The 19,366-nt window shown below is 69.6% G+C and carries 18 protein-coding genes; 10 read left to right on the top strand and 8 right to left on the bottom strand.

Annotated features, from left to right (window positions below; translation table 11 throughout):
• Window positions 1–381, bottom strand: a 381-nt coding sequence (locus tag F4X11_18335) for a hypothetical protein (protein MYN66962.1), incomplete at its 3' end; no start/stop codon positions are given.
• Window positions 382–613: 232 nt separating this feature from the next.
• Here F4X11_18335 and F4X11_18340 point away from each other — a divergent pair.
• The 4 genes from F4X11_18340 (at window position 614) to F4X11_18355 (ending at window position 4,951) form a co-directional block, all read left to right on the top strand.
• Window positions 614–1,837, top strand: a complete 1,224-nt coding sequence (locus tag F4X11_18340; protein ID MYN66963.1) for a hypothetical protein — start codon at window positions 614–616, stop codon at window positions 1,835–1,837.
• A 61-nt stretch (window positions 1,838–1,898) separates the two neighbouring features.
• Entirely contained in the window at window positions 1,899–3,032 is a 1,134-nt protein-coding gene (thiO, locus tag F4X11_18345; GenBank protein ID MYN66964.1) for a glycine oxidase ThiO, read from the top strand.
• 69 nt (window positions 3,033–3,101) lie between these two features.
• Window positions 3,102–4,736: an L-glutamate gamma-semialdehyde dehydrogenase gene (gene pruA / locus F4X11_18350; GenBank protein ID MYN66965.1), complete on the top strand. Its 1,635-nt coding sequence runs from the start codon at window positions 3,102–3,104 to the stop codon at window positions 4,734–4,736.
• Between the two features lie 5 nt (window positions 4,737–4,741).
• Complete coding sequence (locus F4X11_18355; protein MYN66966.1) at window positions 4,742–4,951, top strand: hypothetical protein; 210 nt, start codon at window positions 4,742–4,744, stop codon at window positions 4,949–4,951.
• 154 nt (window positions 4,952–5,105) lie between these two features.
• Here the strand turns inward: F4X11_18355 and F4X11_18360 are convergent, their stop codons facing one another.
• The gene (locus tag F4X11_18360; GenBank protein MYN66967.1) at window positions 5,106–5,765 is read right to left on the bottom strand and encodes a peroxiredoxin; all 660 of its coding nucleotides are present in this window, start codon (window positions 5,763–5,765) and stop codon (window positions 5,106–5,108) included.
• A gap of 298 nt (window positions 5,766–6,063) precedes the next feature.
• On the opposite strand from F4X11_18360, the gene F4X11_18365 reads away from it, so the two are divergent.
• From F4X11_18365 to F4X11_18375, 3 genes are read left to right on the top strand one after another with little or no spacing between them, the layout of a single operon-like run.
• Entirely contained in the window at window positions 6,064–6,864 is an 801-nt protein-coding gene (locus tag F4X11_18365; protein MYN66968.1) for a succinate dehydrogenase, read from the top strand.
• 55 nt (window positions 6,865–6,919) lie between these two features.
• Window positions 6,920–8,737 (top strand): fumarate reductase/succinate dehydrogenase flavoprotein subunit, encoded by a 1,818-nt coding sequence (locus F4X11_18370; protein ID MYN66969.1) that lies wholly within the window; start codon window positions 6,920–6,922, stop codon window positions 8,735–8,737.
• Window positions 8,738–8,754: 17 nt separating this feature from the next.
• The gene (locus F4X11_18375; protein MYN66970.1) at window positions 8,755–9,495 is read left to right on the top strand and encodes a succinate dehydrogenase/fumarate reductase iron-sulfur subunit; all 741 of its coding nucleotides are present in this window, start codon (window positions 8,755–8,757) and stop codon (window positions 9,493–9,495) included.
• Between the two features lie 50 nt (window positions 9,496–9,545).
• Here F4X11_18375 and F4X11_18380 read toward each other — a convergent pair whose 3' ends face one another.
• The gene (locus F4X11_18380) at window positions 9,546–11,129 is read right to left on the bottom strand and encodes an ATP-binding protein (GenBank protein ID MYN66971.1); all 1,584 of its coding nucleotides are present in this window, start codon (window positions 11,127–11,129) and stop codon (window positions 9,546–9,548) included.
• A gap of 34 nt (window positions 11,130–11,163) precedes the next feature.
• On the opposite strand from F4X11_18380, the gene F4X11_18385 reads away from it, so the two are divergent.
• The gene (locus F4X11_18385; protein ID MYN66972.1) at window positions 11,164–11,730 is read left to right on the top strand and encodes a nuclear transport factor 2 family protein; all 567 of its coding nucleotides are present in this window, start codon (window positions 11,164–11,166) and stop codon (window positions 11,728–11,730) included.
• Between the two features lie 100 nt (window positions 11,731–11,830).
• On the opposite strand, the gene F4X11_18390 is transcribed toward F4X11_18385, so the two are convergent.
• The 5 genes from F4X11_18390 to queF form a co-directional block, all read right to left on the bottom strand.
• Window positions 11,831–12,862 (bottom strand): hypothetical protein, encoded by a 1,032-nt coding sequence (locus tag F4X11_18390; GenBank protein ID MYN66973.1) that lies wholly within the window; start codon window positions 12,860–12,862, stop codon window positions 11,831–11,833.
• 12 nt (window positions 12,863–12,874) lie between these two features.
• Window positions 12,875–15,127: a hypothetical protein gene (locus F4X11_18395; GenBank protein MYN66974.1), complete on the bottom strand. Its 2,253-nt coding sequence runs from the start codon at window positions 15,125–15,127 to the stop codon at window positions 12,875–12,877.
• Window positions 15,128–15,778: 651 nt separating this feature from the next.
• Entirely contained in the window at window positions 15,779–16,633 is an 855-nt protein-coding gene (locus F4X11_18400; protein ID MYN66975.1) for a hypothetical protein, read from the bottom strand.
• 112 nt (window positions 16,634–16,745) lie between these two features.
• The gene (locus tag F4X11_18405) at window positions 16,746–17,096 is read right to left on the bottom strand and encodes a Smr/MutS family protein (protein MYN66976.1); all 351 of its coding nucleotides are present in this window, start codon (window positions 17,094–17,096) and stop codon (window positions 16,746–16,748) included.
• A 10-nt stretch (window positions 17,097–17,106) separates the two neighbouring features.
• On the bottom strand, window positions 17,107–17,475 hold the full coding sequence (gene queF, locus F4X11_18410; protein ID MYN66977.1) for an NADPH-dependent 7-cyano-7-deazaguanine reductase QueF: 369 nt from the start codon (window positions 17,473–17,475) through the stop codon (window positions 17,107–17,109).
• Between the two features lie 189 nt (window positions 17,476–17,664).
• Here queF and F4X11_18415 point away from each other — a divergent pair, with 189 nt between their 5' ends.
• Together F4X11_18415 and F4X11_18420 are read left to right on the top strand one after the other, a co-directional pair.
• Window positions 17,665–17,961 (top strand): HU family DNA-binding protein, encoded by a 297-nt coding sequence (locus F4X11_18415; protein MYN66978.1) that lies wholly within the window; start codon window positions 17,665–17,667, stop codon window positions 17,959–17,961.
• Window positions 17,962–18,128: 167 nt separating this feature from the next.
• Complete coding sequence (locus F4X11_18420; protein ID MYN66979.1) at window positions 18,129–19,349, top strand: 2-oxo acid dehydrogenase subunit E2; 1,221 nt, start codon at window positions 18,129–18,131, stop codon at window positions 19,347–19,349.
• The last annotated feature ends 17 nt before the right edge of the window (window positions 19,350–19,366 follow it).

A 19,366-nucleotide genomic window follows, 5' to 3' on the forward strand; every position in this document is an offset into this window, starting at 1 on the left:
CGCAGGGGGCGCCGGGCGGGCCGCCGGGCGGCGCGGCGCCGCGGGCGGGGCCGGGCGGGCGCGGCGGGCCGCAGTCGCGGGCGGTTCCCCGGCCGCCGCCGGCCCCGTGGCTGCGGACGCCTCGACGACGATCTCGGGCTCGATTACCTGTTCGGTGGCCTCGACGGCGACCCCTGCCGCCGGTCCGGCAGTGCGGGTGGCGGCCGGTCCGTCCGGTTCGTGGATGGCCGGATCCATGCGCCCTCCTGGCGCCTGATCCCCTACCGGGCCATCCGCGGGCAGTGCGTTGTGGCGAACCGCGAGGTACGCGCCGATGCCGGCCGCGGCGACGACCAGCGTGACGGCGAGGGCGGCGACGACGAAGAAGGATGCACGTGTCATGCCAGAAGACTCCTCACTCGTCGAAAGGACAGCAAGAGCCGTGCCGTTAGTGTCCCAAGGCGATTATGCCTCGTTTCCATGGGGCTGCAAGCCGTTCCGTGCGCGCCGCGGCCCGTCGGAAGCATATTCGACGGGGAGGAACCGTGTCACCGCGGGATGACCGGCTGTCATCCCGCGGTGCCCGTGCTCGCCCGCGCGAGCCGCCAGCGTGTAGAATGAGGCGCCGGATCGGTTGGGGGGCCGAGCCGGTAGTCCGTTCGAAGAAAGGCAGGACACGAGCATCGTCCGGACCGCTTTGCCCGCCACAACCCCCAGCCCTGAACGTTTCGGGTCGACCGTCGTCCAGCGCGCGCTGAGCGTGACGGCCCTGTTGTTCGTGTTTCTCCTCGGCGTCAAGGGACTCGGTGACGGCTTCGAGCTGATCGGGCAGGACTTCATCGAGAGCTTCTTCGCGGCGACCTCCAATCCGTTTATCGGCCTCATCGTCGGCCTGCTGGCGACCACGGTCATGCAGAGCTCCTCGGTGACCACCTCGATGGTCGTCGCTCTGGTCGCGGCGCCCGAGAATCCGCTGCCCCTGGCCAACGCGATTCCCATGGTGATGGGGGCCAACATCGGGACCACGGTGACGGCGACCATCGTCTCGCTGGCCCACATCGGACGCCGGGACGAGTTCGAGCGGGCGTTTCCGGTCGCGATCTGCCACGACATCTTCAACTATCTGGCCGTGCTGGTGCTGCTGCCGGTAGAGATTGCCACCGGCTACCTCGGACGCACCGCCAGCACGCTGGCCGAGACGTTGGGACACGTGGGCGGGGTCGAGTACGAGAGCCCGCTGAGCACGGCGCTCAACGCCGGATTCGAGCCGATCATTGCGATGGCCCGGGGACTCTTCGCGGCCGCGGGCGGGCAGGCCGTCTTCCTCATCGGCATCAGCGGCGCGTTCATCTTCTTCGCGCTGTTTCTGCTCGTGAAGGTCATGCGGGCTGCAGTGACCTCACGGGTCGAGGGCATGATCGACCGGGCGCTCAGCTCGAGCGCGATCATCGCCATGCTGGTCGGCGTGGTCGTGACCGTCATGGTGCAGTCGAGCTCGATAACGACGTCGCTGCTCGTGCCACTGGGCGGCGCCGGCCTGCTGCGGCTCGAGCAGGCGTTCCCGGTCACGATCGGGGCGAACATCGGCACCACGGTGACGGCGCTTCTCGCAGCCCTTGCGGTCTCGGGGCCGAACGCGGCGGCCGGCCTCGAGATCGCCCTGGTGCACCTGCTGTTCAATATGAGCGGCCTGCTGCTGATCTACCCGGTGAAGGCGATTCGTCGATGGCCGCTGGAGGCTGCACGCCAGGTGACGAAGCTCGCGCTACGGTCGCGCAAGCTGACGGTCGTGTGGGTCGCCCTCCTCTTCTACGGCCTGCCCGCGCTCTGCATCGCCATCGGGCGCCTCTTCGAGTAGTCTCGGCGCCTCGTCTGCCGGCACGGGACGCGTACGGCCCGGCCGTAGTACACTCAGGGGTTTGGCAGGACCCAGAACCGTGGACCAGACATCGCAGGTCGTCGTCATCGGAGCCGGGATCGTCGGGTGTGCGGTCGCTTACGAGCTGGCGCGGCGCGGCCTGCACGTTCGCGTCATCGACCGTCGCGAGGTTGGGCAGGGCGCGACACAGGCGTCGGCCGGCGTGCTGGCGCCGTACATCGAAGCGCCCGATCGCCGGCCGCTCCTCGACCTGACCACCCGCAGCCTGGATCTCTACGACGAGTTCGTGGCGGGCATCGTCGAGGACTCGGGCGCGGCAGTGCAGTATGCGCGCACCGGTACGCTCGAGGTCGCCTCCGGCCCGCAGGACATGACGCGTCTGGAGAGCATCCTGGCCGCCTGCGAAGCGCGCGGCATCGGCGCCGAGCTCCTCGACGCGGGCGCGGTGCGGCAGGCCGAGCCGCAACTGGCGCCGGCCGTGCACGGGGGTTTGATCGTCGAGTCGCACGGCTTCGTCGGCGTCTCCGAGCTGACCGCTGCTCTGCGGCGGGCCGCAGCGTCCCACGGCGTAGCGTTCCAGACTTCCGCGGCCGTGACGCGCGTCGCGCGCAACGGCGCCGCCGTCCGTGTCGAGACGGCCGGCGACGCGCTCGCCTGCGAATGGGCAATCATGGCTGCCGGGAGCTGGGCGGGGCACGTGGAGATCGAGGGGGCCGCACCGGTCCCGATTCGACCGGTGCGCGGGCAACTCCTGCACCTGGGGTGGCCGGCGCCCGCCCTCAAACGCGTGATCTGGGCGTCGGACTGCTACCTCGTGCCGTGGAGCGACGGCTCGGTGCTGGCCGGTGCGACCAGCGAGGAGGTCGGTTTCGACGAGCGCGCCACGGTGGCCGGCGTCCGGGAGCTCATCGACGCCACGCGACGGGTCACGCCGGCGGTGAGCAACGCGTCGTTCCAGGAAGCCCGCGTCGGCCTCAGGCCGGCGACGCCGGACGAGCTGCCCGTCATCGGGCCGTCGGCGGCCGTGCCCGGTCTCGTCTATGCCTGCGGCCACTTTCGCAACGGCATCCTGCTGGCGCCGTTGACGGCGGCTCTGGTCGGGGATCTGGTGGTCGACCGGCGTCTCGACGGTGCGCTCGACATCACGAGTCCGTCCCGTTTCGGCTCGTGTTGAGCCCGACGGGTGGGGCGAACACGTCGCCCGATGCAGTAATCTCTGTCGCAGACCGAAGGAGCCGCTTGAATGATCAACGCTCGAGTGCAAGTACCGACACCCGTGAACGAGCCCGTGCTGAGCTATGCGCCCGGGTCCGGGGAGCGGGAAGAGCTGAACACCCACCTCGCCGAGGTCGCCGGCCAGCAGATCGAGATCCCGCTGATCATCGGCGGCGGCGAGGTCCGCACCGGCGATCTGGGTCAGTGCGTCATGCCGCACGACCACCAGCACGTGCTGGCGACCTTCCACAAGGGTAACGCCGACTCCGTGCAGCAGGCGGTGGCCGCCGCGGCAGCGGCGCGCCCGGAATGGGCGGCCATGCCGTGGGAGGCGCGCGCCTCCGTCTTCCTGAAGGCGGCCGAGCTGCTCGCCGGCAAGTACCGGCCGATCATCAACGCGGCGACGATGCTGAACCAGAGCAAGACGGTCTTCCAGGCCGAGATCGACGCGGCCTGCGAGTTGATCGACTTCCTGCGCTACAACGTCTCGTACATGCCTCAGATATTCGCCGAGCAACCCGCCAGCGCGCCGGCGATATGGGACTACGTCGAGTACCGGCCGCTCGAGGGCTTCGTCCTGGCGATCACGCCGTTCAATTTCACCTCGATCGCCGGCAACCTGCCGACCAGCCCGGCAATGATGGGCAACACGGTCATCTGGAAGCCGGCTTCGACCGCCGTTCTCTCCGCCTACCGGCTGATGGAGATGCTCAAGGAGGCGGGACTGCCCGACGGCGTCATCAACCTCGTGCCGGGCAGCGGGGGGCAGATCGGCGAGCCGGCGATGAACCACCCGGATCTCGGCGGCGTGCACTTCACCGGCAGCACCGCGGTCTTCCAGGGGATGTGGAAGACGGTCGGCGCCAACATTGCGGGCTACCGCGGCTATCCGCGCATCGTCGGAGAGACCGGCGGCAAGGACTTCGTCTTCGCCCACGCCTCCTCCGATCCCGACGCACTGGCGACCGGGCTCATTCGCGGCGCCTACGAGTACCAGGGCCAGAAGTGCAGCGCGGCCAGCCGGGCCTACATTCCCAGGAGCCTCTGGGACCGGTACGGCGACGAATGGTGCCACGAGATCGAGGCGATCAAGTGCGGTGACCCGGCCGACCTGACCAATTTCATGGGCGCGGTCATCGATCGCGCGTCCTACAACACGCTGAAGTCGGCGATCGACGGCGCGCGCGCCGATGCCGGCGCCGACGTCGTCTGCGGCGGGCACTGTGACGACAGCCGGGGCTACTTCGTCGCACCGACGCTCATCCGGGCCCACGACCCGCGCTACCGGACGATGGAGGTCGAGCTGTTCGGGCCCGTGCTGACCGTCTACGTCTACGACGACGACGCCTACGAGGAGACGCTGGAGCTGTGCGACAAGACGTCGCCCTACGGGCTGACCGGCGCCATCTTCGGCACCGACCGCAAGGCGATCAACCTCGCTCACGGCAAGCTCGCCAACGCGGCGGGGAACTTCTACATCAACGACAAGCCGACCGGGGCGGTGGTCGGCCAGCAGCCGTTCGGCGGCTCCCGCGCCTCGGGGACGAACGACAAGGCGGGCAGCCTGCTGAACATGATCCGCTGGGTCAGTCCGCGGACCACGAAGGAGAACTTCCTGCCCCCGCGCGACTACCGCTACCCGCACATGCAGGACGGAGACTGAGTGCCATGAGCTTCTGCGAGCACTGCGCGGGTCAACGGTTCGATCGGGCGCAGGTGCTCCGTACCCTGCGAGCAGCGCGCAAGCGGTTGAGGGACGGGCCGCAACTGTGCAGCGCGGTGGATGCGCTCGATGACGTCATCCAGGCCGTGCGCGAACTGGAGATACCGCACCTCGAGCCGCTCGACGAAATGGGCGACGATACCGTGATCCACTAGTCCGGGGGCTGCGCAGCGGGAAGTCGCGGCATGCAGACGACGTCCGGCCGAGCGAGGCCGGCCGCACCGGCTCGACGGTGCTCCGGCACGTGCGCGCGGCGAGGCGGACGAAGGGCCGCGCGACGGGCGCCTCCCTCCGTTCGCCGCGCCCCTCCTACTTCGGCTGCGGGACGATGCGGATGTAGGGCAGCGGCGCCTGCCAGCCGTCGGGGTACTTCTCGCGCGCCTCGGCGTCGGAGACCGCGGGCAGAATGATGACGTCCTCGCCCTGGTTCCAGTTGGCCGGGGTCGCCACCTTCTTCGCCGCGGTGAGCTGGCACGAGTCGAGCAGCCGCAGGATTTCGTCGAAGTTACGCCCCGTACTCATCGGATAGGTCAGCGTAGCCTTGATGCGCTTGTCCGGTCCGATCACGAAGACCGAGCGCGCGGTGGCGTTGTCGGCAGGCGTACGCCCGACCGACGAGTCGCCGGCGTCGGCCGGGAGCATGTCGTAGGCCTTGACGACCTTCAGCTCCGGGTCGCCGACCAGCGGGTAGTTGAGCGCGTGGCCCTGCGACGCCTCGATGTCCTTCGACCACCGCTCGTGGTCGCTGACGCCGTCGACGCTGATGCCCAGCACCTTGCAGTTGCGCTTCGCGAACTCCGGTCCGAGCCCGGCCACCGTGCCCAGCTCGGTCGTGCAGACCGGCGTGAAGTCCTTCGGGTGCGAGAACAGGATCGCCCAGCCGTCGCCGACCCAGTCGTGGAAGTCGATGGTGCCCGCGGTCGTCTCCGCCGTGAAATCCGGCGCGACGTCGTTGATGCGCAGTGACATGATTCTCTCCTTCGCAGACGTTGCCGCCTCTCCGGCTTCCCACCAGTTCCAGCGCCAGGACCTCCAGAAAGGCATGATTCTCCTCCCCGCAGGCAGGTGCCCGTCCCGCGCCGGAACCGCACCGTGGTCGGGCAGGCCCGCTCTCCCGGAATTATAGGTCGCGGCGTCGGTCCGGGAGTCGGCGGTCGAGTTTTCCGGACGCGCCGGACCCGCGAGTCGAAGTGATATTCTATTGGCGGATTCGGCGGTCGTGGGCCGTGTTCAGGCCCTTTTTCCCGTCGTCGAACGGAGCAGCGAGATGGATCGGGTGCAGATTGCGATACCGGTGCGGGGGTTCGGTGAGACGTCGCGGCGCGACGCCTGGTGGCTGCAGCCGGCCGCCGTCTTCGCCGGTCTCCTGGGCGCCCTCATCTACCTGAACTGGGCCGCGGTCCAGGGCGAGTACTACGCCCACGGCGGCTACCTGTCGCCGCTGTACTCGCCCGAGCTGTTCGGCGACTCGTCGCACAGCCTGTTCGGGCCGAAGCCCGGGTGGTGGCCGGCGTGGCTGCCCTTCTCGCCCGCGTTCCTCATTCTGTGGGCGCCGGCCGGCTTCCGGGTGACCTGCTACTACTACCGGGGGGCGTACTACAAGGCATTCTGGGCCGACCCGCCGTCGTGCGCGGTCGGCGAGCCGCGCAACGCGTTCCGCGGCGAGAACTCGTTCCCGCTGATTCTGCAGAACGTGCACCGCTACTTCCTGTATCTCGCGCTCGGCTTCATCGTGTTCCTGAGCTACGACGTCTGGAACGCGCTCTGGTTCGAGGACGCGGCCGGGACCGTGTCGTTCGGCGTCGGCATCGGAACGCTCGTGCTCGCGCTCAACGTGGTCCTGCTCGGCGGATACACGTTCAGTTGCCATTCCCTGCGCCATCTGGTCGGCGGCCGGCACGACTGCATCTCGGCGAACCCCGTACAGCAGCGCGCGTACGACTGCGTGAGCTGCTTGAACCGCCGTCACATGCTCTTCGCGTGGCTGAGCCTCGTCTGGGTCTGTTTCTCCGACGTGTACGTGCGGCTCTGCTCGATGGGGGTCTGGACCGACCTCCGCATCCTGTAGTTCCGCGAGCTGTGGCCCGCGGCCTCATCGAAGTGAAGAACAAGCGAAACCAGGGATGGACTACCAGACATTCGAACACGACGTCCTGGTGATCGGCGCCGGCGGGGCGGGGCTGCGGGCGGCGGTGGAGGCCTCGGCGGCCGGGGTCTCCGTCGGCCTCGTCTGCAAGTCGCTGCTCGGCAAGGCGCACACCGTGATGGCCGAGGGCGGGATGGCCGCCGCGCTCGGCAACGTCGACGACCGCGACAGTTGGCAGACGCACTTCGCCGACACGATGCGCGGCGGCCAGTACCTCAACAACTGGCGCATGGCCGAGCTGCACGCCAGGGAGGCGCCGGCCCGGGTGCGCGAGCTCGAGGCCTGGGGCGCGGTCTTCGACCGCACGCGCGACGGACGCATCCTGCAGCGCAACTTCGGCGGCCACAAGTATCCCCGGTTGGCCCACGTCGGCGACCGCACCGGCCTGGAGATGATCCGCACGCTGCAGGACCACGGCGTGCACCAGGGCATCGACGTGCACATGGAGTGCACCGTCGTCGAGCTCCTCAAGGACGGCGAGCGGGTCGTCGGCGCGTTCGGTTACGACCGCGAGCGCGGCCGGTTCCGGCTCTTCAAGGCGAAGGCGGTGGTCCTGGCCTCGGGCGGCATCGGGCGCGCGTTCAAGGTGACGAGCAACAGTTGGGAGTACACCGGCGACGGCCAGGCCCTGGCCTACCGGGCCGGCGCCGAGCTGATCGACATGGAGTTCGTCCAGTTCCACCCGACCGGCATGGTCTGGCCCCCGTCGGTCAAGGGGATCCTGGTCACCGAGGGGGTGCGGGGCGAGGGCGGCGTGCTGCGCAACAGCGAGGGGCGCCGCTTCATGTTCGACGACATCCCCGACCTCTACAAGCACCAGACCGCCGACAGCGAGGAAGAGGGGTGGGTCTACACGCAGGGCGACAAGAACGCCCGCCGGCCGCCGGAGCTGCTCACCCGCGACCACGTGGCGCGCTGCATCGTGCGCGAGATCAAGGAGGGCCGCGGGAGCCCGCACGGCGGCGTCTTCCTCGACATCGCCTGGATCAAGTCGAAGCTGCCGAACGGCGCCGAGCACATCCGCAAGAAGCTGCCGAGCATGTACCACCAGTTCAAGCAGCTCGCCGGCATCGACATCACCGAGACGCCGATGGAGGTCGGGCCCACGACCCACTACGTCATGGGCGGCGTCCGGGTGGATGCCGACTCGCAGATGTCGACCGTCTCCGGCCTGTTCGCGGCCGGCGAGGTGGCGGGCGGCCTGAACGGCGCCAACCGGCTCGGCGGCAACTCGCTCTCGGACCTGCTCGTCTTCGGCAAGCGCGCCGGGGAGTACGCCGCGGCGTTCGCGCGCGACCACCAGTCCGGCGTGATCGACGACGGGCAGGTCGAGGCGGTGGCGCGCACGGCGCTCGAGCCGCTCGACCGGCAGGGCAGCGGCGAGGCGCCCTACCAGCTCCAGTACGAGCTGCAGGACCTGATGCAGAGCCAGGTCGGCATCGTCCGCAACGACGCCGAGCTGCGGCAGGCGCTCGACTCGCTGCAGCGGCTGCAGGAGCGGGTCAAGCGGGTCGAGGCGCAGGGCAACCGCGAGTACAACGCCGGCTGGCACACCGCGCTCGACCTTCGCAACCTGATGCCGGTGGCCGAGGCGGTGACGCGCTCGGCCATCGAACGGCAGGAGAGCCGCGGCGCGCACTTCCGCGAGGACCACCTCGGCAAGGACGAGGAGTGGGGGAAGACCACGCTCGTCGTCAAGCAGGGGGCCGACGGTTCGATGGATCTTCGCCGGGAGGCCATCGCGCCGCCGCGCGAGGATCTGCAGCGCATCATCGAAGAGAGCCAGAAGAGCTGACGAAGCGGGGGAGACCGATGGCGAGGGCGACGTTCAGGATCTGGCGCGGCAACGACGAGGGCGGCGACTACCAGGACTACACCACCGAGGTGACCGAGGGGATGGTGGTGCTCGACGCCGTGCACCAGGTCCAGGCCGAGTCGGCCAACGACCTCGCCGTGCGCTGGAACTGCAAGGCGGGCAAGTGCGGCTCGTGCTCCGCCGAGGTCAACGGCCATCCGAAGCTGATGTGCATGACGCGGCTCAACAGCCTGAACCTCGACGAGCCGGTCACCATCGAGCCGATGAAGGCATTCCCGGTCGTCCGCGACCTGGTCACCGACGTGTCGTGGAACTACGAGGTCAAGAAACGGATCAAGCCGTTCAAGCCGCGCCCGCCGGACGCCGAGGACGGCACGTGGCGGATGCGGCAGTCCGACGCGGAGCGCGTGCAGGAGTTCCGGAAGTGCATCGAGTGCTTCCTCTGCCAGGACGTCTGCCACGTGCTGCGCGACCACCGGCTGCACCACGAGTTCATCGGGCCGCGCTTCTTCGTCTACACCGCGGCGCTGGAGATGAACCCCCTCGACACCGAGCACCGCTCCGAGGACCTGGCGAACGACTTCGGGGTCGGCTACTGCAACATCACCAAGTGCTGCACCAAGGTCTGCCCCGAGGAGATCACCATCACCGACAACGCCATCATCCCGCTCAAGGAGCGCGTGGTCGACAAGCTCTACGACCCGCTGAGCCGGCTGCTGCGGGTCTTCCGCTCGTAGGGAGGTGCTCGGCCGCCGGGGGCCGGGTCTGAGCGTGGCGTTCGCCGCTGTCACATGCCCCACACGGTGACCGGCGCACCGTCCGCCGTCGGGTCGCGGCGGAAGAGCTTCTCCGCCCACGTCCGCTCCGGCGCGCGGTCGAACACGATCAGGTGGCCCGCCTCGGCTCCGCAACGGTCCATGTAGCCGCGCGTCTGCGTCATTCCCTCCGTGATGGTGCGCTCCAGCTCTCCGCGGCGCAGCTTGCACTCCACCACGAACTTCCTCGTCCGCCCGCCCTGCGGCCAGCGGATCAGCAGGTCGGTGCGGCCCCGGCCGAGCGCGTACTCCCGCTCGATGGTCCCGCCGCCGTTCACCACCCGCTGCAGATGCGCCTGGAGCAGGAGCTGCGGGCCTGCCTCCTGGTACTGTTCGAAACGCTGCACCCAGTGCTGGGCGTGTTCCCGGAAGAACGTCTGGAAATCGGCGATCAGCGCCGCCACGTCCAGGGCGCCGTCCGCGTCCACGTACCACGCCCGGTCGTGCGGCAGGCCCGCCTGCACGGCGGCGTTCAGGTGGCGCGGCACGACCTCGGCGTAGATCGGGTTGGCGATGCGCGGTGCGCCACCGGCGTCCTGCGCGATGAGCCCCAGGTCGCGCAGGTAGAGGAGGTCGTCCTCCGACCACGACTGCTCGTCCGCGCCCGCCAGGATCGGCTCGATCACCCGCCGCACCCGCTCCTCGCGCAGCTTGTGCGCCAACTGGTCGATATGCGTGTCGCGCCGCAGGATCAACCGTTCCTGGGCCGCGAGGATGTCATCACCGGTGATGGGACGCGAGCGGTTCCGGCCGCTCCTGTCGTCGAAGCAGGCGTCGTAGCACAGCGCGTTCACCAGCCACGGCTGGCCGGCGGTGCGGGTCCGGACCATCCGGAATGCGTCGTCGGTGAACGCCTGTCCCGTTTCGGCGGTGTGCTGGGCGAGCAGGGCGCGCACCTCCTCCTCGGTGAAATCGCCGAGTCGCAGCGACTTCGACTTGACGTTGAAGGCGCTGCCGCCGAGCACCAGCGCGTTCGCGGCGCTCGACCGAATGCGGTAGTCGCGCACGTCCACCACGCCGCACAGAATGACGCTGTGGGGAAAGCCGGTGGGCCGCTGATCGTAGCCGGCACGCAACTGCCGGAGCACGGAGACGAGCGTGTCGCCGATCAGGGTGTCGATCTCGTCGATCAGCAGCACCAGCGGCCGCGGGTCGGCGGCGGCCCAGCGCGAAAGCACGTCGATGAGTGCGCCGTCGGCGCCCTCCGTTTCCAGCGCCGTGCCCCGCAGGGCGTCCGGCGTATTGTCACCCAGCGTTACGCGCGCCCGGCGGGCCAGCTCCCCGAGCAGGGCGCGCATCGCCCTCTCGGTGTCCTCGCGCCCAGCCTGTCCGACCTCGAAGTCCGCGTACACGCATCGGTAGTCGCCGCCGCCGTTCAGCAGGTCGCGCAGCGCCAGCAGGGCCGACGTCTTGCCCGTCTGTCGTGGCGCGTGCAACACGAAGTACTTCTTGTCGCGAACGAGGCCGAGCACCGTGTCGAGGTCGATGCGCTCCAGCGGCGGGATGCAGTAGTGGTCGTCCGGCCGTACCGGACCCTCGGTGTTGAAGAAGCGCATTCGTCTCATTGTCGCAACCCGCGACGCGTCTGTCATGCGGCGGCCGTCGACGCGGCCGAGGCACGTTGGTCCGGCATCGCGGGAAGCACTCCACGCGGCATGGAATAATGGGCCGCGACACGGCAGCGCGGAGGCGATGATGCGACGACGATGGCTCCGGTATCTCCTGTTCGGCTTGCTCGCGTCCGGTTGGGCGTCGAGCCTCTCCGCGTCCCAGCTTCCCGAGGTTTCTACCGAGGACGCCCTCATCGCGCTCGAGCGAGGCTGGAACGAGGCATTCTACGCGCGGGACGTAGCGTTCCTCGAGAGCATTCTCGCCGACGATTTCATCGTGACCTACGACGACGGCACGCGCGGCGACAAGGCCCGCGAACTGGCGCTTGCCGAGTCGTTCAACCAGCGGGTGATCTCGGCCACGCAGGACGACTTCATCGTGCAGGTCTACGACGACGCCGCAGTGGTGTGGTTCACGCTACGCGTGGTCGGCATCCGACGCGGGCAGGAGGCCGAGATCGTCCTGCGCTACACGGACGTCTGGGTGGTGCGCGACGGACGCTGGCAGTGCGTGTCGTCCCAGAGCACGCGGGTCAATCCACGGTAGCCTGCGCGGCTCGGCGCTTCCGCGCCGTCAGTGCGGCGCCGTCTTCGTCGCCTGCGGGTCCTGCATGGACACCGCCGGTGGATGCTCGATCCGCAAGCGGTCAGATGCACGTCCGGCCAAGGCGCCGCCAGAAGTCCGCCTCATCGGTACAGGCCAGTGCAGCGGCGGCCATCCGAGCGCCGCCGGGCGTGTCGGCGGCCTTCGCGGCCCGGGCCGTGAACGACTCGGAGACGGTGACCCCGCGCTCCGCGAGCATCGCGCGGACGAGCTCGGCCTGCCCTTCGGCTCGTCCCGCTGCCTTGCCTTCCGCCCGTCCGGCGGCCTCGCCCTCGGCCCGTTCCCGGCTTCCCAGTACGCGCAACAACGGGTCGTCCTCGGGGCCGGTTCCTTCCCGCGTACCCAGCATGCGCCCGACCCGCTCCAGCACGCGACAGGTGCGCTCCGTCGTCAGCGGCTCGGTCAGCGCCACATGGATTTCCGAGGCGGTCCAACCCGGAAACGCCTCACTTTCCGGCACGACGCCATACCGGTCGCCCTGCAACCGATGGATCGTCACGCCGGCGGGCCAGCGGCGGGTCGCTCCGGCCGGCGGCACCAGCATCCACAGCTCCGGGAAGCCCCACGCCTCGTACAACGGCAGCTTGCCCCGGCGGATGTCGGTGGTGTGATCGACCTCCAACACGACGTCCGGCAGGTCATGGAGGCCGATGATCAGCGGCCCGGACGGCATGCGGGCGCGGCGCGGGTGCAGGTAGAGCGTCTCGTCCGCCTGCATGATCCGCTCGGCCCGGCCGGCGTCGTCGTTCACCCGCAGGTCGACCGACCCGAACGCCCGGATCGGCGCGCCGCGCACGGTTGCGATCAGCCGTGCGAGCTCCGGCAGCCGGCGTGACGTCGACTCGTGGATGCCGCCGGTCGGCTCGGCGAGAACCCAGGCGGTTTCGGTGCGCGCCTCCCAGTACTCGAGACGACCGTCGAAGTCGGCGAGCTGGTCCCGGCGCAGGGCTATCGGTCGACACCCGGGAAACTGCAGTCCGGTCGGCGTGCGACGGTCGCGGGTCGGTGCCGAGGTCGGCGTATCCCTGTCGCTCGTGGATCGGGCCGCGCGCGTCGAAAGGCCACCGTAAGCCATGCCCGATTATAGTCATGCACGATAACCGCTGTCGAGCCGCCCTGCGAACAGCGTCACCGTTACGCACATCGCCACGTTGACGCCGAGCCCGACCACGCCGGCGTGGACGTTCCACACCGTCGGCAGTCCCGCGAGCAGCAGCCCCGCATAGATCGCGCAGCCGGCCAGCATCCCGCTGGACGCCGCGGCCGTCGTCAGGCGCCGCCACGTCACGCCGAGGACGAACAGCGGCGCCACCTGGGCCAGGATCTCCATCTTGATTTCGGTCAGGCCCCACAACGTCACCCGCGGCGACAGGGCGATGATCACCAGCACGCCGACGACAACCCACGAGAGCAGCTTGCCGATGCGGGTCAGTCGTTCCTCGGAGGCGCCCTCGAGCAGGGCGGCCCCCACGATGTCCTTGGCGAGGATCGACGAGAGGCTCAGGAGCACCGAGTCGGCGGTCGACATGACGGCGGCGACGACGGCGGTGATGACCGTCACGCAGAGGAGGTAGAGCAGCAGGGACCGCCCGCTCCAGACGGTCAGCAGCGCCGGCATCACCTGGTCGGCGTCGCCGCCGGCGGACAGCTCGCGGATGGCCAGGATGCCCACCATGAACATGACCCCGGTGGTGACCAGCGGCAGGAAGACCATCACGCTGAAGGCCCGCTTGAGCGTCGCCGCGTCGCGGGCGGCGTAGATACGCTGGATCGCGTGGGGATAGACGGCGCCGGAGAAGCCGATCAGCAGCAGCGTGCTGAGCCAGTTGCGCGAGACCTCCCACGCCGGGACGGCGACCTTCTCCGGCGCCTGCGCCGCGACCGCCAGCGTCAGCTCGGTGAGGTGGGTCGGGGTCGGCACCACGGCCAGCAGCAGGCCGGCCAGTCCCACCAGCAGCATCACGCCCTGCACGCAGTCGGTCCAGGCGACGGCGCGCATGCCGCCGACCGTCTCGTAGACGATGACGACCAGCGTCAGCAGCACGACTCCTGCCCAATAGGGCACGGCGCCGCCCGACAGTCCTTCCGTGACGTGGCCCATCGCCATGAGCTGGGCCAGCAGGTAGTTGGAGATCGCCAGGACGAGCAGCACGTTGGCGAGCAGCGTCAGGCGGGGCGAGCCGAAGCGGTGCGTGATCCAGTCCCCCGGGGTGACGAAGGCATGGCGGCGGGCGACGCGCTGTAGGCGCGGCGCGAAGATCAGGTAGACGACGATGATCGCCATCATGAAGCCGACGCTCATCACCCAGGCGTAGCCGATACGGAATGCCTCTCCCGGATAGCCGAGCAGCGTGTTGCCGCTGTACTGCGTCGCGTAGAGGGTCAGCAGCAGCACGAAGCCGCTCAGGTTGCGGCCGGCCAGGTAGAAGTCGCCCAGGCCGGTCTGGGCGCCGCGGCGCCGGGTGGCGTAGCCGACCGAGACGAGCACCAGCAGGTAGAGGCCCACGGCCGCGCCGGCGCCGAGCGCGAGCGACGAGCTCACGGTTCGCCTTCCGCGTCGTCCGGGTCTTCGCCGGCCGGCGGTACGGACCAGTGGCGCGCTACTACGTACGCGGTGAAGACGGCGACGGCCAGGTAGGCGGAGAGAGATATGACGACCCAGTGCGGGAGCCCGAACCAGAGCCGCGCGGGACTGCCGGCCGGGAGGTACCAGGGCACGGAGGCGGCGAACAGGAAGACGTACACGAACCAGATCCAGAGGTGCGACCGTGGTTCCAGCGGTTCGTGGCGAGACCCTGCGGGGCTCTTGCCGCGGGCTGCTCGCGGTTCGGAAGGAGCCGGCATGCTTCGTCCGGACCGACGCCGGACATCGCGGCCGACTGGCAGCGCGTCCACCGGCGGAATCCCGGCCCGGTGGCCCTATGATAGTGCCGTGCGGCTCGGGACTGGGACCGGGCTCCGGCCGGTCTTCGCGAGGACAGGAGGGCGTGCGATGGGAAGAATGAAGCGAGTTGTCGTGCTGCCGACCATCGCGGCCGGCATGGCGGTCGTTGGCGCGGCCGCGGTGGCGCAGGGGCAGGAGGAAGAAATCTCCCTGGAGGGCGTGGTCGATCTGCACTTCCACACGGGACCCGATTCTCGCCCGCGCTCCGTGGACGACATCGAGGCGTCGCGGCTGGCCGCCGAGGCGGGCATGCGCGCCATCCTGCTGAAGAACCACTTCACCATGACAGCCGATCGCGCGGCCATCGCGATGGAGCAGGTGGACGGCCTGGAGATCTTCGGCGGACTCGTCCTCAACCGGGCGGTCGGCGGCATCAACCCCGAGGCGGTGCGGCAGATGGCCGCGTTCTCGGGCAGACGCGGCAAGGTCGTATGGCTACCCACTTTCGATTCGGAGTACGCCGCGACGTCGTCGGGCGGCGGCGTGCCGTACGTGCCCATCCTGGAGGGCGGCGAGCCGCTGCCGGCGGTGCTGGAGGTGTTCGAGCTGCTCGCCGAGCACGACCTGACGTTGGCGATGGGGCATTCGGCGCCGGGTGAGGTCCTGCGTCTGATCCCGGAGGCGAAGCGTCTCGGGGTGCCCCGGATTCTCGTGACGCACGTGTTCAGCCAGGGCGCGACCCGCGAGCAGATGCGGCAGATGGCCGACGCGGAGGCGATCATGGAGATCGACTGGCTGGCCGTGCACGGCGGCGGCCGCACCATCGAGGACTATGTCTCGGCGATCCGCGATCTGGGCGCCGACGCCTTCTTCATGTCGTCCGACCTTGGGCAGGAAGGTAATCCGGTGCACACCGACGGCCTGCGGACCTATATCCGCGCGATGCTGGACGCCGGCATCACTGCGGATGAGATCGACACGATGATCCGGCGCAACCCGGCGCGGCTGCTGGGGCTGGATCCCTGGTAGACGGATCGGCCGCGGCGGCGCGACCGGCCGCAAACGTCGTGGGCGGCGCTGTTCGAGATTCGGGATGCGTCGCGAGCGTCAGTGCACCCGATAGTCGGGCCGGTGTTCGTCCCAGGGATCCGTATCGAGTGCCTCCTCGGCCTCCCAGCGCCGCCGGCGCTCCGCGCGCCGCAGACGATGGCGCCAGATCGCGGCCAGGGCCAGGCTCGTGATCAGGGTCCAGAGGGTGAAGGGGCTGGCCAGGAACGTTATCCACTCTTCCCAGCCGCCGGAGCTGCGCCAGAAGAGGCGGGTCGCGCCGCGCACGGTCGTTCCGGTGGCGCCGATGAAGGCGTTGTCGAAGGTGGCTCCGGCCGCGACCCCGGACAGTATGCGCGACACGACGGCGGCGCCGTGCCGCCGGATGACGTCGCGGACGATGGCGTGCGAGATGATGTAGGCGCGCGCGGCGTCCCGTCCATCCCCGTAGAAGAGGCCTTCGAGGGCGGTGACCGTCGGCTGGCCGGCCATGACGGTGGCCCACAGGAACCGGGACCGGTTGCCGATGCCCCAGCTTCGTTCCGCGACGCTGGCGAGTCCTTCGTCGAACCAGCGGGGCAAGCGTCCGCCGCCGGCCGCCCGCGCGGCCAGAATGTGGGCCACCTCGTGGTGAAGCACCACCTCCAGCGAGTCGTGGGGGTAGCTTCCGATGCGGTCGGGGAAGAGGACGATGAGGTCGTTCGCCGCATCGGCGAACCCTCCGACCCACGGGGCGGTTTCGCGCGCGATGCGCGAGTCCTCCGGCACGAGCACGACCCGAATCCGGTTGCCCGGATCGCTCAGGCCGACCAGGCGCATCACCGCCTGCAGGCGGCCGACGTCGAGCCGCCGGATCTGGCTGGCGACGGCGCGGAGCCGCTCGGGTGCCTCGATCGCCAGCTCGGGAAGACGCAACTGGGCGCTCGCCGGTGCGACGCAGGCCAGCGTGAGGCAGCCGACCAGTCGCAGCGCCGCGGCCGTCGGCGCCTGCGCGCGAGGCCGGCGGGTCCCGGTGGGCAGAGGATCGTCAGGCAGAGTCCGGGGCGCCGGGGCGGATCGACGCGACCGTCGCGCCGAGGTGGGATCGCGGATCGTCCCAGAAGGCCGTGACCAGGGGATGCTGCTCGAGCGTGGACTGGACGTTTCCGCGCTGGACGCCGGTCCCGCGCCCGTGCACGAAGCGTACCTCCTGCAGCCCCGCGGCCGACGCCGCGTGCACGTACTCCGTGACCACGGACCGGATGTCGCGCGGCGCGAAGGTGTGCAGATCCAGCTCCGCCTCGATGGGCACGCGGTGTGGCGGTTCATCACTCATCGCCTGGAAATCGCCGCCGAAGGCGACCACGAGGTCGCGCTGCGGCCTCCGCTCTCCGTCCAACCAACCCTCGCTATGAGTCTACGCCGTCGTGCGGCGCAGACGCGTAGACGGCCGTCACCTGGGTGGTGATGCCCCCGCGCACCGAGAAATCGCCGACCACGGTCATCCGGCGCGGGCGGCACGCGGCGACGAGGTCGTCCAGGATCCGGTTGGTGACGTCCTCGTAGAAGATGCCCTGGTCACGAAAACGAATCAGGTAGTACTTCAGCGCCTTGAGCTCGATGCAGCGTTCGCCGGGCACGTACGTGATGCGGATCTCCCCGAAGTCGGGGAGCCCGGTCTTCGGACAGACCGACGTGAACTCGGGGCAGCGGATGGCGATCTCGTAGTCGCGCTCGCGTCTGGGGTTGGGAAACGTCTCGAGCGGCGAATCCGGCATCCGATGAGTTTAGCCCGACCGGACACCGGGTCGGTACGCAACGGATTGACACGCGAGAACCCCCGCGCTAGGCTTCTCTCACTTTTATTGGGTTTTTCCGTCCTGATGACCGTCGGCGCGCGCGGTCTTCGAGGCGTCCACAATCGCGCGCTCACACCAGGGGGAGCGCCGATGGCCGCAGCCCGCAAGATGGGCAAGACCGAGTTGTTCGCGCACTTCGTCGAGCACATGTCCAACTACGACGTCACTCTCAAGCGCGGTGACGTGCGGGTGTTCTTCGAAGAGTTGCAGCGACTGTGCGAGGAGCAGCTTCAGGATTCCGGCGAGTTCACGCTCCCCGGTATCGCGAAGCTGGTGCTGCAGAACCGTGAGGCGCGGATGGGTCGCAACCCGGCGACGGGCGAAGCCATCGAGATCCCGGCGAAGCAGGTGGTCAAGGCGCGCATCGCGAAGCAGCTCAAGGACGCCGTGCTCACCGACGCGTAGCGTTCCTGTGCCGGACGCCGGACCGAGCCGGCGCCCAGCGCGAAGTGCGCCAGGCCGGGGTGGGCGTCTCCCCGGCCTCCCGCTTCACTCCTTCCGGACCGACGTTGCGGCCGGTCCGAGCGAACTCGGGTTTGCTGTCCTTCCTTCCGCCACTCTGCGACCAACCGATGGCGATCGACGTGCTCATGCCGCAGCTCGGCGAATCCATCGCCGAGGGCACCATCGTGCGGTGGAACAAGCGCGTGGGCGACCGGGTCGACAGGGACGAGCCGCTGTTCGAGGTTTCCACGGACAAGGTCGACGCGGAGGTGCCGTCACCGGCCGGGGGCGTCCTGGCGGAGGTGCGTGCGGAGGCGGGCGAGACCGTGCCCGTCGACAGCATCGTCGCCGTCATCGGTGCGCCCGGGGAGACCGTGGTCGAGAGCGGCGGTGCGCGCGCGCCGGAATCGTCCGCAGCGGCGCCGGGGGCCGACGGCCCCGCGCCGGCAGCGGCGCCGCCGTCGGCGGGGCGCCGGAGCGCCCATGTATCTCCGGTCGTTCGCCGGCTGGCGCGCGAGCACGGCGTCGACCCCACCGAGGTAGCGGGCACCGGTGCGGGCGATCGCGTCACGAAGGACGACATCCTGAAGCACGTCGCGGCGGCATCGCCGGCCGGCGCCCACGCGCCGGCGGCGCCGAGGGACGACCGTCGCATCGAGCCCCTGTCGGTCATGCGGCGCGGGATCGCGGAGCACATGGTCCGCAGCCGCCGCACGTCGGCGCACGTGCACACGGTATTCGACGTCGATTTCTCGCGCGTAGTCGCGCTGAGAGAGGCGCACAGGGACTCGTACGCGCAGCGCGGCGCCCGCCTGACGTTCCTGTCGTTCGTCGCGAAAGCGGCGATCGACGCGCTGGTCGAGATGCCGCTGCTCAACGCGTCGCTCACGAGTGACGGCGGCGGGATCATCCACGCGCCCGACGTCAATCTGGGCATCGCCGTGGCCCTCGAGGGCGACGGCGGTCTGATCGTGCCGGTAATCCGGCGCGCGGGCGAGAAGAGCGTGCCGGAGCTGACCGCGGCGATTGCCGATGTGGCCGCGCGCGCACGCTCGAAGCGCCTCGCACCGGAGGAGGTGCAGGACGGGACCTTCACGATCACCAATCCCGGGGCGTTCGGGTCCCTGTTCGGGATGCCGATCATCAACCAGCCGCAGGTGGCGATACTCTGTCTGGGAGCGGTGGAGCGCCGGCCCGTGGTGATTGACGACGCGGGGACGATCGCGGCGCGCCCGCGCGCCTACCTTGCGCTCGGCTTCGACCACCGGCTCATCGACGGCGCGGTCGCGGACCGGTTCATGGCCCGGGTAAAGTCCGGCCTCGAGCGATTCGACAGCGGCAGCCTGTAGCTTTCACCCGTCTCTCC

It is taken from the genome of Acidobacteriota bacterium, from assembly GCA_009861545.1.
Lineage (GTDB): Bacteria > Acidobacteriota > Vicinamibacteria > Vicinamibacterales > UBA8438 > WTFV01.

Bases quoted from the DNA above. Each gene is read 5' to 3' on its own strand.
- queF (MYN66977.1), bottom strand. From the start codon at position 17,475: ATGCCGGATTCGCCGCTCGAGACGTTTCCCAACCCCAGACGCGAGCGC.
- F4X11_18420 (MYN66979.1), top strand. From the start codon at position 18,129: ATGGCGATCGACGTGCTCATGCCGCAGCTCGGCGAATCCATCGCCGAG.
- F4X11_18370 (MYN66969.1), top strand. From the start codon at position 6,920: ATGGACTACCAGACATTCGAACACGACGTCCTGGTGATCGGCGCCGGC.
- F4X11_18415 (MYN66978.1), top strand. From the start codon at position 17,665: ATGGGCAAGACCGAGTTGTTCGCGCACTTCGTCGAGCACATGTCCAAC.
- F4X11_18355 (MYN66966.1), top strand. From the start codon at position 4,742: ATGAGCTTCTGCGAGCACTGCGCGGGTCAACGGTTCGATCGGGCGCAG.
- pruA (MYN66965.1), top strand. From the start codon at position 3,102: ATGATCAACGCTCGAGTGCAAGTACCGACACCCGTGAACGAGCCCGTG.
- F4X11_18385 (MYN66972.1), top strand. From the start codon at position 11,164: ATGCGGCGGCCGTCGACGCGGCCGAGGCACGTTGGTCCGGCATCGCGG.
- F4X11_18380 (MYN66971.1), bottom strand. From the start codon at position 11,129: ATGCGCTTCTTCAACACCGAGGGTCCGGTACGGCCGGACGACCACTAC.
- F4X11_18375 (MYN66970.1), top strand. From the start codon at position 8,755: ATGGCGAGGGCGACGTTCAGGATCTGGCGCGGCAACGACGAGGGCGGC.
- F4X11_18365 (MYN66968.1), top strand. From the start codon at position 6,064: ATGGATCGGGTGCAGATTGCGATACCGGTGCGGGGGTTCGGTGAGACG.
- F4X11_18390 (MYN66973.1), bottom strand. From the start codon at position 12,862: ATGGCTTACGGTGGCCTTTCGACGCGCGCGGCCCGATCCACGAGCGAC.
- F4X11_18360 (MYN66967.1), bottom strand. From the start codon at position 5,765: ATGTCACTGCGCATCAACGACGTCGCGCCGGATTTCACGGCGGAGACG.